At 46.5% G+C, this 14615-nt stretch carries 14 protein-coding genes; 12 read left to right on the top strand and 2 right to left on the bottom strand.

The genetic code is table 11. The features are described from left to right. Positions 1–34: 34 nt before the first annotated feature. From GKZ89_RS13105 to rsgA, 8 genes are all read left to right on the top strand, one after another. Positions 35–991: an ABC transporter permease gene (locus GKZ89_RS13105; RefSeq protein ID WP_241680247.1), complete on the top strand. Its 957-nt coding sequence runs from the start codon at positions 35–37 to the stop codon at positions 989–991. 9 nt (positions 992–1000) lie between these two features. Further along, complete coding sequence (locus GKZ89_RS13100) at positions 1001–1873, top strand: carbohydrate ABC transporter permease (protein WP_155112856.1); 873 nt, start codon at positions 1001–1003, stop codon at positions 1871–1873. 27 nt (positions 1874–1900) lie between these two features. Next, positions 1901–3472 carry an extracellular solute-binding protein gene (locus GKZ89_RS13095; protein ID WP_155112855.1) on the top strand — a complete coding sequence of 524 codons (1572 nt, stop codon included), beginning with the start codon at positions 1901–1903 and terminating at the stop codon, positions 3470–3472. 64 nt (positions 3473–3536) lie between these two features. After that, positions 3537–4145: a YesL family protein gene (locus GKZ89_RS13090; protein ID WP_162356840.1), complete on the top strand. Its 609-nt coding sequence runs from the start codon at positions 3537–3539 to the stop codon at positions 4143–4145. Between the two features lie 139 nt (positions 4146–4284). Continuing rightward, the gene (locus tag GKZ89_RS13085) at positions 4285–5910 is read left to right on the top strand and encodes a M14 family zinc carboxypeptidase (RefSeq protein WP_155112853.1); all 1626 of its coding nucleotides are present in this window, start codon (positions 4285–4287) and stop codon (positions 5908–5910) included. A 93-nt stretch (positions 5911–6003) separates the two neighbouring features. Then, a complete protein-coding gene (locus GKZ89_RS13080) occupies positions 6004–6972 on the top strand; it encodes a S8 family peptidase (RefSeq protein ID WP_155112852.1) in 969 nt (322 codons plus the stop codon). A gap of 153 nt (positions 6973–7125) precedes the next feature. Further along, positions 7126–8595 carry a methyl-accepting chemotaxis protein gene (locus GKZ89_RS13075; RefSeq protein WP_155112851.1) on the top strand — a complete coding sequence of 490 codons (1470 nt, stop codon included), beginning with the start codon at positions 7126–7128 and terminating at the stop codon, positions 8593–8595. A gap of 303 nt (positions 8596–8898) precedes the next feature. Beyond that, on the top strand, positions 8899–9960 hold the full coding sequence (rsgA, locus tag GKZ89_RS13070; RefSeq protein ID WP_155112850.1) for a ribosome small subunit-dependent GTPase A: 1062 nt from the start codon (positions 8899–8901) through the stop codon (positions 9958–9960). Positions 9961–10374: 414 nt separating this feature from the next. Here the strand turns inward: rsgA and GKZ89_RS13065 are convergent, their stop codons facing one another. Further along, positions 10375–10548 carry a hypothetical protein gene (locus GKZ89_RS13065; RefSeq protein ID WP_155112849.1) on the bottom strand — a complete coding sequence of 58 codons (174 nt, stop codon included), beginning with the start codon at positions 10546–10548 and terminating at the stop codon, positions 10375–10377. Between the two features lie 287 nt (positions 10549–10835). Between GKZ89_RS13065 and GKZ89_RS13060 the strand changes: the two genes are divergently transcribed. The 4 genes from GKZ89_RS13060 to thiE all read left to right on the top strand — a co-directional run bounded on the left by GKZ89_RS13060 (position 10836) and on the right by thiE (position 13626). Beyond that, entirely contained in the window at positions 10836–11120 is a 285-nt protein-coding gene (locus tag GKZ89_RS13060) for a DUF4282 domain-containing protein (protein WP_155112848.1), read from the top strand. Between the two features lie 244 nt (positions 11121–11364). Continuing rightward, a complete protein-coding gene (gene thiM, locus GKZ89_RS13055) occupies positions 11365–12177 on the top strand; it encodes a hydroxyethylthiazole kinase (protein WP_241680246.1) in 813 nt (270 codons plus the stop codon). 1 nt (position 12178) lies between these two features. Then, complete coding sequence (gene thiD, locus GKZ89_RS13050) at positions 12179–12985, top strand: bifunctional hydroxymethylpyrimidine kinase/phosphomethylpyrimidine kinase (RefSeq protein ID WP_155112846.1); 807 nt, start codon at positions 12179–12181, stop codon at positions 12983–12985. Next, entirely contained in the window at positions 12982–13626 is a 645-nt protein-coding gene (gene thiE, locus GKZ89_RS13045; protein WP_155112845.1) for a thiamine phosphate synthase, read from the top strand. The genes thiD and thiE overlap by 4 nt, the downstream gene beginning before the upstream one ends. Positions 13627–13639: 13 nt before the next feature. Here the strand turns inward: thiE and GKZ89_RS13040 are convergent, their stop codons facing one another. Further along, positions 13640–14317 (bottom strand): serine/threonine protein kinase, encoded by a 678-nt coding sequence (locus GKZ89_RS13040; protein WP_194201633.1) that lies wholly within the window; start codon positions 14315–14317, stop codon positions 13640–13642. Between the last annotated feature and the right edge of the window lie 298 nt (positions 14318–14615).

Raw genomic sequence — 14615 nt, 5'->3', positions numbered from 1 at the left:
TACAAGGAGGAGGGGGAAATTGGAGTCGCCAGTCTTGGAAAGTAAAGCACCAAAAGTAAAAGTAAAGCCGGAAAAAATTCCTTTCTTACTATCAGTCAAAAACAGCTTGATCCGGGACCGGTATTTATACTTGATGCTCGTTCCATTCATTCTTTGGTACCTGATCTTCCAGTACAAACCGATGGCCGGTTTGCAGATTGCTTTTAAAGATTACAGTTTATTTAAGGGGATTGCTGAAAGTCCCTGGGTTGGATTTGAAAATTTCATCCGTTTTTTTGAGAGCGAGTATTTCATCCGCACCTTAACAAACACGGTGCTGATCAGCATTTATGGCCTCGTATTCGGCTTTCCGGCACCGATCTTGCTTGCGATTCTCATTAATGAGGTGAAAAACAAAGTATTTAAAAGCACAGTTCAAACGCTCACCTACCTGCCTCATTTTATTTCAATCGTTGTCATCACCGGAATCATTACAAATATGCTTGCTCCGACCAACGGGCTCGTCAATCTGCTCATTGAGAGACTGGGAGGGGAAAAAACATATTTTCTGACAGAATCTGAGTATTTCCGAACCATTTTTACAAGCATGAACATCTGGAAGGATGTCGGTTTTAATGCCATCATCTATCTTGCCGCGATTGCCGGGATCAATCCGGCCCTTTATGAAGCAGCCAAGATGGACGGAGCCAACCGGTGGAGGCAGATGTGGCACGTGACCATCCCTGGGATTCTTCCCACCATCATCATTCTTTTTCTCATTCAAATCGGAGCTTTTCTTGAAGTGGGCTATGAAGCCATCATTCTTCTTTACCAGCCAAGTACGTATGAGACGGCGGATGTAATCAATACCTATGTCTACCGTGCAGGACTGCAGGGCGGAGAATATGAAATTGGCGCAGCTGCCGGTCTGTTCAATTCCATTGTCGGTCTGATTCTCGTCGTGACCGCGAATAAGCTCAGCAAAAAATTCACAGAAAACAGTTTATGGTAGGTGGGGCAAATGAAAAAAAGCAAAGGTGAACGCTTCACTGATCTTCTCATTTACATTTTTTTAGCCCTGCTGGCTGCTGTCTGTATCTACCCGTTTATTTATGTATTTTCAGCATCGATCAGCTCGGCTCAGTCTGTTATTGCAGGAGAGGTGATTCTTTTTCCAAAAGAGATTACCTTTCTGTCCTATGCAAAGGTGCTTGAGGACCCGGCGATTTGGACCGCATATGGGAACACCATCTTTTACACGGTTATTGGGACTGCAGTCAATTTGCTGCTGACCATTTGCGGGGCTTATCCGCTCTCAAAAAAGAGATTGCGCGGCAAAGCGTTTATCGCTTTCTTCATCGCGTTTACCATGTGGTTCCAGGCAGGCATCATTCCAACTTATCTGAATTTTAAAGAGCTTGGCCTGCTTGATACAAGAACGAGTATCATCGTTGGGTTCGCCATCTCTACTTTTCTTGTATTTATCCTGAGAAGCTTTTTTCAGTCGATTCCCGACTCGCTTGAAGAATCTGCGAAAGTGGACGGGGCAAATGACCTGCAGATCCTGATGAAAATTTATTTGCCGCTCTCAAAACCGGCTCTCGTTACAGTCGGGCTGTTCTACGCAGTAGCCAGGTGGAACGGCTATTTCTGGGCGATGGTTCTCTTAAATGATGAAAGCAAGATCCCGCTTCAGGTTATGCTGAAAAAGCTGATTGTTGAAATGACGGTAAGCGAGCAGGTGCTAGCCACCGCAGACGTCATGATGGAATTTTCACGGGAGACCATTATTTACGCGACTATTTTTGTATCCATCCTGCCAATTCTTATTGTCTATCCGTTTCTGCAGAAATACTTTGTTAAAGGGACGATGCTTGGCGGGATTAAAGAATAATGCTTTCTAATTAAAGGGGGATCCGCAATGGGTAAAGGAAGAAAGCTGTCATTCGTTTTAGCTTCAGGAATGCTTGTTTTTACAGCCACTGCATGCAGCAGCACCACTACCGCTCCGAAAGAGAAAACAGAGCAAAAAGAGAATGCGGAATCAAAGGGGCCGAAGGTAAGCGACAAGCCGGTCGAAATGACAATCCACCTTCATTACAATGACGGCCAGGTTATTTTTGATGACAATTGGAGCACCTTTAAAAAGGCATCCGAAGTGACGAATGTCAGCCTTAAAGGAGTTGCACCGAAGTCCTCAACGAAGAGCGAAGAAGCCTTTAACCTGATGATCGCGTCTGGCAAGATTCCGGATCTCGTATTTGAGAAAAAGGAAAACTTGAACAAATACGGTAAAGAAGGGGCGTTTATCCCGCTTGAAGACCTGATCAAGGAGCATGCTCCGAACATCCAAAGCTATCTGGATAAAATGCCTGAAATCATGAAAGTTTCCAAAGCTGCTGACGGGCACCTTTATTACCTCCCGTTCATTGCCGACGGTGAAGCAGCAGAGGGCTGGTTTATCCGTCAGGACTGGCTGGATAAACTGGGGCTTGAGGTCCCTCAGACGGTAGATGAGTATTACACTGTTCTAAAAGCATTTAAAGAAAAAGATCCAAACGGCAATGGAAAAGCGGATGAAGTCCCGTTGTTTACCCGCATCAATCAGCGGATCTTTGACCTGGCAAGTCTTTGGGGCGGATATGGTGATTTTTATCTAAAGGATAATAAAGTCGTTTACGGGCCGATGGAAAAAGACTTTGGAGCAGCGATGGAAAACCTGGCAAAGTGGTATGAAGAAGGCTTAATCGATCCGGAAATCTTTACCCGCGGTGCAACTTCAAGGGATGTTCTCTTCGGCAACAATACTGGAGGCTCCACACATGACTGGTTCGCGAGCACGGTTACGTATAATGATATTTCCAAGAAGCATACGCCTGACTTTAACCTGATTCCAATGGCCCCTCCGGAAAACTCTAAGGGCGAGCGTGTGGAACCGACCATCCGTTCTCCGTTCAACAACTATACGGGAGTGGCCGTCGGGCACTCTGTAAAAGATCCGGTCGCTGCCATTAAGTACCTTGATTATTTCTTCACCGAGGAAGGCCGCAGGCTGATGAACTATGGGGTGGAAGGCGACACGTACACACTTGAGAACGGAGAGCCGAAATTCACGAAAGAAGTGTTGAGTTCTCCTGATGTTCCGGGTGCTCTGCGGGCAAAAGGCGCTCAAATCATGTTCGCTTATCAGCAGGATTTTGAATATGAAAAACAATGGATGGCACCTCTTGCATTAAAAGGAGTCGAGGAATATGTGAAGAATGATTACTTCCTCAAAGAAGTTCCAGCTCTGAATTTTACAGAAGAGGAAGAGAAAATAAAAAATGATATCGGCCTGCAAATCATGACATACCGTGATGAGATGATTCAGAAATGGATGATGGGAGCAGAACCGGTTGATTTCAGCAAGTTCACAAAGCGTCTGAAGGAAATGGGAGTCGATCAGCTGATCAAGGTTCATGAAGACGCCTATAAGCGCTATACAGAGGGATAAAAATCAGCAGCAGCCTGGCTTGTGTCTTTATCGGCCGGGCTTCTCTGTTTAGGAGGGAATGGCGATGGCAACGGGATTATACCGGACGATGGAATGGATAATGAAGCTGGTCTATGTACAGGTACTATGGCTTGGATTTACGTTAGCTGGCTTAGGGGGAGCCGGAATTTTTCCGGCAACTGTGTCCATGTATACGGTTCTTAGAAAATGGCTGCAAGGGGAATCAGATGTGCCGATTCTCGCTGTCTTTAAAAAGACGTGGAGGAAGGACTGGCTGATCGCCAACCAGATTGGCTGGAGCTTTCTTGCTGCCGGATTTGTCCTGTATTTTTATTTAAGGGCTGCGATGACATTGGGTGGAACGATTGGGATGGTTCTTTACTTCCTGGCGGCGATCTCGATTTTTATCTTCATTCTGGCATTTTTATTTGTTTTTCCAGTCTATGTCCATTTTCAGGCAGGATTTGTTAAGGCTGTAAGACTTGCTTTCCTATTTGCCCTGTCACATCCGTTTCATTCGCTCTCCATGATTGCAGCGGTTTGCTTGTTTTACCTTCTTGCAGGAATGCTGCCTGTGCTTATGCTCTTTTTAGGGAGCAGCCTGTTCAGCCTTTCGATCATGACAATAGCAAAGCTTGCCTTTATTAAAGCCGGAGCCGTAAAGCCTGCTTAAATGAGGCATTTTCCCCGTTTTTTCGGCAGTATTCCTCCTTCTGAGCAGAAAGCCTCATCATAAAATCACATATTTCATAATATTTAGATAATTATTGAATTTCTCTATACTGGAAATATAGAAGGAGAGGAGTGTTTAGATGACGAAGTGGAAAAAATGGGGACTGGCTGCTGCCTCTGCAGGGCTGATCCTCGCTTCCGGAAATCCAGCTGCAGACGCCGCAGAAACCCCTTATTACGGAAAACAGTACAGCCAGCCTGAGCAGGTGCTGAAGCTTTACCCAGAGGTACCGCCAGAAGTGCAGACTCCTGCTTTTGCAAGAGAAGGAAACTCTTTCACCTCCCAGGAAGAGCTGGAAAAGTATGTGGAAGGGCTGAAGAAAGAAACGAAGAACCTTTCTGTAAAATCGATTGGAACATCCCAATCCGGGCGTCCGATTCTCGCTTTGTATTTTTCCAAGGACCGGAAGATCTCCAAATCCGGGGTTTCGCTAAAGCCTACTGTATGGCTTCAAGGTCAAATTCACGGGAATGAGCCTGCTGCAGGGGAAGCGGTTTTGGCAATGGCAAAAAAAATGTCTGGAAAGCTTGGAGACGAAGTACTGGATAAAATCAACGTTATCATCATTCCGCGTATAAATCCGGACGGCTCATTCCTTTTTAAAAGACAGCTTGAAAATGGACTGGATGGAAACCGGGATCATGTCAAGCTTGAATCCCAAGAAGTGAAGGCGGTCCACAGGGAATTTAACCGATACATGCCGGAGGTTGTGATCGATGCTCATGAATACGGTGTAGGACAGGAATTTGCAAAAATCGGCCTGCTAAAGTACCATGACCTGCTGCTGCTTTCCGGGAAAAATTTAAACATCCCCAAGAATATTAGAACACTCTCAGACGATTATTTTCTTGAGAATACAGAAGAGGCTCTGGACAAGCAGAATTTTTCCAATGAACCTTACTATACATCAGGCATGAACAGTAACGGCGAAATTGAGGTGGAAGAAGGCAGTACAGAGGCGAGAATCGGCAGAAATGCGTTCGGTCTCTCACCGGCGGTTTCGTTTTTGGTTGAAACGAGGGGAATCGGCATAGGAAGAGAAAACTTTTCCAGAAGAACAGCTGCCCAGATCGCCACACATGAAAAGATCATTCGGCTCACAGCTGAACAAGCCGGTAAAGTGAAAACAGAAGTAGTAAAAGAAAGGCTGAAGCTCATCCGTAAAGGTCTTATGGCAAATGACAAGGACCCGATTGTGATCGACAGCGAAAACAAGGAGATTGAAGGGAAAACCCTTGAAATGGTGGATATTAAATCCGGCTCGGTTAAGGAAGTGCCCGTTAAGTATAAGAGTGCCTCCAAGGCAAAAGCAGTCCTGACCAGGGAACGTCCTACTGCTTACATACTTGAGACGGGTGAGGAACTGGCAGCTGCCAAGTTAAGAGATCAGGGACTTAAAAGTTTCACTGTAAAAAAAGATCTGGTAATTGATGCGGAAACTTTCCAGGTAACCGAAAAAGAAGCGGATGGAAAGTACGAAGGCATCGAAGTCAGCAAAATTAAAACGAAAGTTCAGAAGGAAAAGGTGACTGTTCCTAAAGGAAGCATCATTTTTCTTACAGCCCAGCCGCAGGCAGGACTGCTTTCCCTTTCACTTGAACCGGAATCTGTGGACAGCTATGAGAGCTTCGGCTTCATAAAATCAGAGCCTGGTGAAAAGCTACCGGTCTATCGGTTCATGGATGACATACGCAAATTGAAATAAAAATAAAATGGTTTTTGATAAGCAGGATATGGTATAATAAGAACAAGTGTTCGGTTACTTGATTCTTCAAAAAAACTGAAGGAGGACAAGAAAATGAGCAAAGTTCGTTTAATACCGTTTAAGCTTGAAGAAGTATTTGATTCAGCACAGGAAGAAATCCCATATGGAATCAGCCTGATCAACGCTCCCGAGCTATGGGACAGTGAAGTAAAAGGGAACTGTGTGGTAGCAGTCCTCGATACAGGCTGCGACACCTCCCATGTGGACTTAAAAGACCGCGTTATCGGCGGTAAAAACTTTACAGGTGGAGAAGAAGGAGATTTCAGTGATTCTCATTTTCACGGAACCCATGTAGCAGGTACCATCGCAGCTGCATTGAACGGCGAGGGGGTAGCAGGAGGCGCACCTGAATCAAAGCTGCTGATCCTGAAAGTTCTGGGGGATGACGGAAGCGGGTCGTACGAAGGGATCATCGAGGCGATACGGTATGCTTCTGAATGGAAAGGCGACAGTGGAGAAACGGTCCGTATTATTTCCATGTCCCTCGGAGGCCCGGATGATGTTCCTGAGCTCCATGCTGCGATTAAAGAGGCGGTCGCAAAAGACATCCTCGTCATATGTGCAGCAGGAAATGAAGGGGATTCAAGGGAAGAAACGGTCGAGAAAGCCTATCCAGGCTATTACAAAGAAGTCATTCAGGTCGGCGCGATCGATGAAAAGAAGCAGCTGGCCGAGTTTTCAAACACCAATGACGAAATTGATCTGGTTGCTCCGGGTGTAAATGTCGTATCTGCCTACCCGGGCAATAAATATGCAAAACTTTCGGGCACCTCAATGGCAACGCCGCATGCTTCGGCTGCCGCAGCTCTCCTGATTCAAAAGGAAGAGCAGGAATTTGGAAGGCGGTTAACAGAGCCTGAGGTATATGCGCAGCTCTGTAAAAACACTGTTTCGATCGGTCTGTCTAAAAAAGCGCAGGGGAACGGAATGATCTTCCTCAGGGCAGAAGAATCTGCAGAGGAAACAGAAAGCAAAACAGCAGCAGAAGTGAACCAAAGATAAACTTGGCAGTCCGCTTACGAGGCGGACTGTTTTTCTCTTTTCCGCGGTTTCTGTCTTTAAACATGTCACAATTCTGCCGATATTAGACATATAGCATCAGACAGATAATGAAGGCAATTTTAACGATTAAACAGAAGCGGTGGGGGATCCGGTTTGGAACACAGCAAAATGCACATGCAAAAGCGGAATAAACTAATGATGTATATTATTTGGGGCTCCTTGCTTCTTGGCCTGGCAGCCTACTGGATTACAGGAGCAAGCACTGCTTTCATGCTAACGCTGGGTGGTTTTGGGCTCGCGGTTGGAACCGTATTCACTTTCCTGGTGGTGAAAAAATGGCTGGTTAACCAAATGAGTTATCTGGCGATCGTCAGCATTGCTGTTCTTGGAGCAGTTATGATGAAGATGGAGCCTACCATTGTATCTTATTTTATGGCTTACTATCTTATCGCCATCAGCACCCTTTTCCACAATTACCGTCATGTGATCGCGGCTGGGTTATTCGGCCTGGCGATGACGAATTACTTTTATTTTATACATGGCGAAACGATGTTCCCCGGTGTTAAGGGGATAGAGGCTGTAAACTTAAATTCGTTCATGGTCTTAATCATTGGAGCTCTGATCCTGCAGAGTATTATGGGTGAAAAAATGCGAACTGCAGCTGAAAGCAGTTTAAAAAAGGCCGAGGAGGAAAGCCGGAATAATGAGAGGCTGCTTGCCCAGCTTCAGCTTGCGTTCGGAGAGCTGACGAAAAACACGAGTCATTTAAAAACAGACTCTTCCACGCTTGAAGAAATTTCGGAAGGGCTCACGGGTGCTTTTAAAGAAATAGCGGCGGGAGCTGAGGATCAGGCCGCCAGCACTGCTAAAATCGACCAGTCTCTTAAACTCATTGGGTCGTATACAGAAAACGCCAGGAATGCTTCAGCGGAGATGCGTGAATCGTTTGAAGAGACGAAAGGGTCAGTAGAAGAAATTCATCTTCAGATCAATACACTGTCTGCAGAGATGGGAAAAGCGTCTGATATGATTCAAATTGCAGCCGATTCTATTCAGGAACTTCAGGGAGAAACGAAGGACGTGGAATCGATTGTTAAATCAATCACCCATCTATCCGAACAGACAAATCTTCTCGCTCTAAATGCGGGCATAGAAGCCGCCAGGGCTGGAGAGCATGGCAAAGGCTTCTCTGTAGTAGCAAAGGAAATACGGATGCTGGCTGAAAATTCGAAGAAATCAGCCGGGGGAATTCATGATATCCTGGATCGCATCAAGGATAAGACGAACCAGACATCAGGAGAAATGCTAAAAGGCCATGATGCTTTTTCTTCCAGTTTGTCTGTGGCAAGCTCTGTGCAAAGCGGAATGAATCAAATTTTAGAACGGGTACATGAAGCATCTGAAAGCTCTGCAGAACTTGAGCAGCAATTGATGGATCTAAGCCGCAATACAGCACTGGTTATAGAAGAGGCCGCTTCAGTTTCAGCCGTAACCGATCAGACGAGCGCCGTAATAGAGGAAGTATTAACAAGCACCGAAGAACAAAACACACGAATCAGCAGCATGGCGGCAAGCATAAGCGGACTTGAACAAACCGCAGCCTCCTTGGTGAATCATCAGTAGAGTCCGCCTGTTGGCGGGCTCTTTTTACATGCTATAGATTGATGATCTGTGCAGATCGGATGGAATGGGAGTAGTTTCAGGCAGAGAAAAATCACAATTTTTAAATTGTTTCAGCTGTTTCTGTATGTTTTGAGTATAATAACTGGTAAGAGCTGCAAACTCTGAATCCCTTTATAGGAGTGATGTATGATGAGAAAATTACAGATTGCTGTACACGTCACGGAGGGATGGATTCTGTAGCCGGTCCTCTCTCTGTGGCATTCAATCATTTACTAATTAAAATGGATGAATGAAATCGAGAGGATGAATACATTGAATTTAGCAGATTTAGGAATGTCCCCTTTTTTTGAGGAAGCTTTTGCGCCGTATCGAGAAGAGGGTTTTGAAATTGGAAGAGTAGCCCTTGAGCATAAGAGAATGTACAGAATTTTAACAGAACAGCAGGAACTGCTGGGGGAGATTGCAGGGAGAATGCGATTTGAGGCGTCCGGCCGCGAGGATTATCCGGCCGTTGGCGACTGGGTTGTCATCCGTCCGAGACATGAGGAAGGAAAAGCGACCATCCATACGATCCTTCCCCGTCAAAGCAAGTTTTCACGCAAGGCGGCAGGACTTACTGCTGATGAGCAAATCGTCGCTGCGAACATTGATACGCTTTTCATCGTTATGGCTCTGAACCATGATTATAATATCCGCAGGCTCGAGAGGTACTTGGTGATGGCTTGGGAAAGTGGAGCAAATCCGGTGGTGGTACTGAACAAGGCTGATTTATGTACAGAGTTGGATGCGAAACTACAGGAAGTGGAGTCTGCCGCTTTTGGTGTGCCGGTTCATGCCATCAGCGCACTGACTTCAGCTGAATTGCTGCGCAGCTACTGTACTGGTGGAAGAACCGCCGCACTCGTTGGATCTTCAGGTGTTGGAAAATCGACTATCACAAATCAGCTTCTGGGCAGCGACTATTTAAAAACACAGGCGGCAAGGGAAGACGATGACCGTGGAAGACATACTACGACTCACCGGGAATTGATTATCCTTAGCTCGGGAGGCTGTCTGATCGACACTCCGGGGATGAGGGAGCTTCAGCTGTGGAGTGCAGACGATGGTTTGTCCGGTACGTTTGAGGATATAGAAGAGGTTGCCTCTAATTGCCGTTTCTCAGATTGCCGGCATGAAACAGAACCGGGCTGCGCCATCCGCCAGGCTCTATCATCTCAAACTCTGGACTCTCACAGATACGAAAGCTATCAAAAGCTCCAAAAAGAACTTGCTTTCCTGGCCCGCAAAGAAGACAAACGGGCGCAAGCTGAAGAGAAAGCAAAATGGAAGCAAATCACAAAAAGCATGAAGAACTTTAAAAAATAGTGAAAAAAAAGGGAATGGCCACAGGTCCGTTCCCTTTTTACGTTTTTTCTGCATGTCACCATTTCCTGTCCCAAACCTTTAGGCCCGCGGGTTGCAGGTCCGTTCTGCGCTGCGGCAGGACGCCGCGCACTTAGCAGAACTTCCTTACTATGGCGCCCTCCGCTTTTCATTGTCCAGCTCCGGGCGCTAGGCTTTCGGCCGCTTCGCTCCTTCGGTCGAGGCAAAGAGCGCCTCTCCGTCAGGAGCTCCACCGTCCTTCAAGCCTGAGCAAGCGCCCTCCGCTTTTCCTAGTGTCCAGCTCCGGCGGCTAGGCCCTCGAGGTCATAAGCCATTTCACCTGCGGAAGGATAGTTCACCTTCCTCCGGTGAACTGTCTTATGCTTGTCGGGCCTGAGCAAGCCGCCTCCGCTTTTCTTAGTACCCTATATGATCATCGAAGAAGAAGGCGAGGATGATGACGAATACGAGCAGGATGGATGAGATATTCATATAGTGGGCGAGCTCGGAAAAATACATGATTTTTGCTAGAAAATACAATAAAACCGATAGGATGGAGCATATCATGCAAATCCTTGAGGTGATCCTCATAATGTTCTCCTTTATCTGCCGTCGTTTCCCCTTTTACAAATCTTTTTTTATCTATACCCTATTTTATTCGAAAATGGTTGCGCTTTTATGAACCAATTTAAAAAGGGGCAGAAGGTTGTAAAGCTGCTCAAGCCCTTTCGCGGTGGGGGTCACTTATGAACCAGTTCCTGATGGTTTTCCATTTTTTATAAGGATTATGTCCTTTCCAGAAATACAGCCGGATCTGGCATTGCGGGCAGAGGGCCCGCATAGGCTGATATAGAGTGAAAATTTGGAGGGGGCTAAGTATGAAAGATTTTCTTCAGTTTGATAAGATGATTACCCCGGCAATCATTACCATTATTTTTTACATTTGCAGCGGGATCAGTATTTTGACAGGACTCATTATGATTATTAATTCCGGACAGTCTTACACACCGGGATTGCAGATTTTGATGGGATTCATCACCCTGATTTTCGGTCCATTTGCAATCCGGATTTATTGTGAGCTTCTAATGGTCATGTTCAAAATGAATGAGTCACTCGGCAAGATGGCTTCTGATAGAAATGAAGATAAAGAGAGTCTGCAGTAGCGCTTGATTTTTGAACCGCTACAGGATAAACTTACGGTAAAATATACGGAACGGGAGCTTGCGGAAGCGGGCTGAGAGTATAGCTATCCTGCTATAGACCGTGTGAACCTGTTGGATAATGCCAGCGTAGGGAGAATGCAGCGGTATTCATTTGTATCGTAAAAGGCATTTCGTTCTTAGGCGAAGTGCCTTTTTTGCGTGCTCATGGCTGAAAGCGCACCTGTTCCGGAGAGGATGGATGAAAATGAATGCAGTGGAAGCAGGCTTGTTATTGAACAAAGTAAGAGAAGTGAACCCGCTTGTACATAATATTACAAACTATGTGGTGACCAATTTTACGGCAAATGGCCTTCTGGCCCTTGGCGCATCCCCGGTTATGGCGGATTCACGGGCTGAAGTGGAAGAGATGGCGGCCATTGCCGGTGCGTTGGTATTGAATATAGGAACGCTGAATGAGCGGACAGCCGAAGCGATGGTTCTTGCAGGAAAAGCTGCAAACCGGAATGGGATCCCAGTGGTGCTGGACCCGGTCGCAGCCGGCGTCACAAAGCTTCGTTCCCTTACTGCACAAAGGATCCTGAAAGAGGTCAATGTTTCAGTGATCAGGGGTAACGCAGCAGAAATTGCAAGCTTGATAGGAGAAAGTGCAGAAAGCAAGGGAGTGGATGCCGGTGCTTCCAAAGGGAATGTGAAGGACCTTGCGGTGAGAGCAGCCCGGAAGCTCGATGCGATCATCGCTGTTACAGGTGCAACAGATTACATTACGGACGGAAGAGAAGTCGTTTCAGTGGACAATGGTGACCCGATTCTGACAAAAGTTACCGGTACCGGCTGTCTTCTCAGCTCAAGTGTTGCTGCGTTTTTAGCAATAGAAAAAAATATGCTTCATGCAGCATCGGCTGCTTTGGCGGTTTATGGAACCGCTGCTGAACTTGCAGCTGCAGACACCTTGGGAAAAGGTCCGGGAAGCTTCCAGATCGAATTCATTAACCGGCTCTCAACCGTTACGGCTCAAGATTTAGCAGAACGGGCCAGATTTGAGAAAGGAGGGCTTTAACATGATAAAAAAAGTGCTAACGATCGCTGGTTCAGACAGTGGCGGCGGAGCAGGCATCCAGGCGGATTTAAAGACTTTCCAGGAACTTGGAGTATTCGGGATGAGTGCTGTGACTGCTGTAACGGCTCAGAATACGCGTGGTGTCCACGGAGTATACCCGATGGATGCAGCTGCTGTGGCATCCCAGCTTGATGCAATCGGAGAGGATCTTACGCCGGATGCAGTCAAGACCGGGATGCTGTTTAATGCAGAAATTATTGCGGCTGCAGCAGAGGCCATTAACAAATACAGGTGGGAGAATGTAGTCATTGACCCGGTGATGATTGCAAAAGGGGGCAGCACCCTTCTTCAGCAGGAAGCCATTCAAGCGATGAAAGAAGTGCTGATTCCTTTGGCTGCGGTTATTACACCGAACATTCCGGAGGCGGAGGCACTGACTGGAACCCAAATCCATACAGAAGAAGATAAAAGGGAAGCCTGCCGGATTCTTCATCAAATGGGTGCAAGAACGTGTCTAATTAAAGGAGGACATGAGGAGAACGGAGATTATTCCTCTGACCTGCTTTACGACGGCCAGGCGTTTTATGAAATGAAGAGTCCGAGGATTGAAACTCGGCACACACATGGGACAGGCTGTACGTTTTCAGCAGCGCTTGCAGCGGAACTTGCTGCAGGACGAGCGATCCGCCGTGCAGCTGAGACGGCCAAGACATTTATCCAGGCAGCCATTGAAGATACACTTGAAATTGGATCAGGACATGGTCCTACCAATCATTGGGCATACCGGAAGAGAGGGACAGGCATATGAGAGCGGAATTTCAAAAGGAAAATCTGTCCCTGTATTTTATAGCAGGAACCCAGGATTGTCCTGCAGGTATTGAAACTGTATTGAGACAAGCCATCGAGGGTGGAATCACAATGTTTCAATTTAGAGAAAAAGGGCCAGGGTCTTTAGATTCCAAGGACGATATTGTCTCACTAGCCATCCGGCTGCAAGCCATTTGCAGGGAGGCGGCCATCCCTTTTATCATCAATGATGACGTTGACCTTGCAGTGAAAATAGGGGCAGATGGTGTCCATGTAGGCCAGGAAGATGAAAAGGCACTGGAGATCCGTGCGAAATTGAAGGGGAAAATTCTCGGTGTGTCCGTTCACAGTTCAGAAGAAGCGGCAAAAGCTAAAGCGGATGGGGCTGATTACATAGGAGTCGGCCCGGTATACCCGACGACTTCAAAAGCGGATGCGAAGGAAGCACGGGGAACAGAAGTGATCAGAGATATCAGACTTGCAGGCATGCAGATTCCACTGGTGGGCATTGGCGGTATTACAGCTGAAAATGCGGCTCCTGTCTTTGCATCCGGAGCAGATGGGGTATCTGTGATCTCGAGCATCAGTAGGGCACAGGATCCGAAAGAGGCAGCGCGCCGATTTAGTGCAATTATCGGGTAATCAAACAAAACGCCTAGCTGCGGTTAGCCAGGCGTTTTGTTTCTTTGCTGTGTCTTTTTCTTTTGTAATAACCGCTCAATCTTAAATATTTTTGATAGCCTTTGCGGATTCGTTCAAGTATCCAGCGGGGAACCTTCAGCTTCCGGTAGCGGGAGAGGGGGAGGTAGAGCCGGTAGTAGGCTTTCTTAAAATCTCTCCATCTCGGACAATTGAAATCTTCCAGAAAATCAGATACATCTATAACGTAGCCTCTTCCATCCTTCATCATGACGTTCTTGCCGTGAACGTCAGTCGGATTCAGCCCTATCCGGATGGCGTATTGTAAAGCTGTATCGACATCCTTGATCACTCTTTCAGGAATGTATTTTCCTTTTCGCAAAGCTTCATAGAGTGTCAGGCCTTCGAGTTTTTTTAGGATCAGATGTCTTTCGCCCGCTTCGTACAGGACCGAATAGGCCGGGTGATCCCCAAGCAGCCGGTATACCTGTTTTTCTTTCTCGGCGCCTTTCCGGTTCTCGGCATATAGTTTTACAATTTTACCGGAAAAGCCGGGATGCTCAAAAACCGCTGCATAATTTCCGCAGCCGATGAGCCGCCAATCACCCGGAATGTTCGAAACATGAACCGGATCAAGAGGGTTTATACTTTTTACTTTCACTTTTTTGATAAGATCTTGAACGATGTTCTCCACGATTATCACCTCTGGGAAACAAGAATTCCCGGTTGCTCATATTTATATCATTCTTTGTCTATCATACTCTTTTCCTGCTCTCCAGTCATCATCTATAACTTGGCGGGAACGATAGAGTATATACAATCGTTTTTCTTTCAAGCAGATCTTTTTGGGCAACATGAACATGAGAGAGAGGGGCCAATCTTTCTATTTCTTCGCCGTTTTTTAAAGCATCTGCATCCAATGAAAAAACCAGAAGGAAATGCCCTTCTGGATCATCTGGGACCGTGGCGATGACAGATGTTTCTGCTGGTCC

Origin of the sequence: Metabacillus mangrovi (assembly GCF_009711125.1) — a bacterium.
GTDB classification, from domain to species: Bacteria; Bacillota; Bacilli; order Bacillales; family Bacillaceae; genus Metabacillus_B; species Metabacillus_B mangrovi.
This window is presented reverse-complemented; position numbering and strand designations above follow the sequence as displayed.

Bases quoted from the DNA above. Each gene is read 5' to 3' on its own strand.
- GKZ89_RS13100 (WP_155112856.1), top strand. From the start codon at position 1,001: ATGAAAAAAAGCAAAGGTGAACGCTTCACTGATCTTCTCATTTACATT.
- GKZ89_RS13095 (WP_155112855.1), top strand. From the start codon at position 1,901: ATGGGTAAAGGAAGAAAGCTGTCATTCGTTTTAGCTTCAGGAATGCTT.
- GKZ89_RS13090 (WP_162356840.1), top strand. From the start codon at position 3,537: ATGGCAACGGGATTATACCGGACGATGGAATGGATAATGAAGCTGGTC.
- GKZ89_RS13085 (WP_155112853.1), top strand. From the start codon at position 4,285: ATGACGAAGTGGAAAAAATGGGGACTGGCTGCTGCCTCTGCAGGGCTG.
- GKZ89_RS13080 (WP_155112852.1), top strand. From the start codon at position 6,004: ATGAGCAAAGTTCGTTTAATACCGTTTAAGCTTGAAGAAGTATTTGAT.
- rsgA (WP_155112850.1), top strand. From the start codon at position 8,899: ATGAATACATTGAATTTAGCAGATTTAGGAATGTCCCCTTTTTTTGAG.
- GKZ89_RS13065 (WP_155112849.1), bottom strand. From the start codon at position 10,548: ATGAGGATCACCTCAAGGATTTGCATGATATGCTCCATCCTATCGGTT.
- GKZ89_RS13060 (WP_155112848.1), top strand. From the start codon at position 10,836: ATGAAAGATTTTCTTCAGTTTGATAAGATGATTACCCCGGCAATCATT.
- thiM (WP_241680246.1), top strand. From the start codon at position 11,365: ATGAATGCAGTGGAAGCAGGCTTGTTATTGAACAAAGTAAGAGAAGTG.
- thiD (WP_155112846.1), top strand. From the start codon at position 12,179: ATGATAAAAAAAGTGCTAACGATCGCTGGTTCAGACAGTGGCGGCGGA.
- thiE (WP_155112845.1), top strand. From the start codon at position 12,982: ATGAGAGCGGAATTTCAAAAGGAAAATCTGTCCCTGTATTTTATAGCA.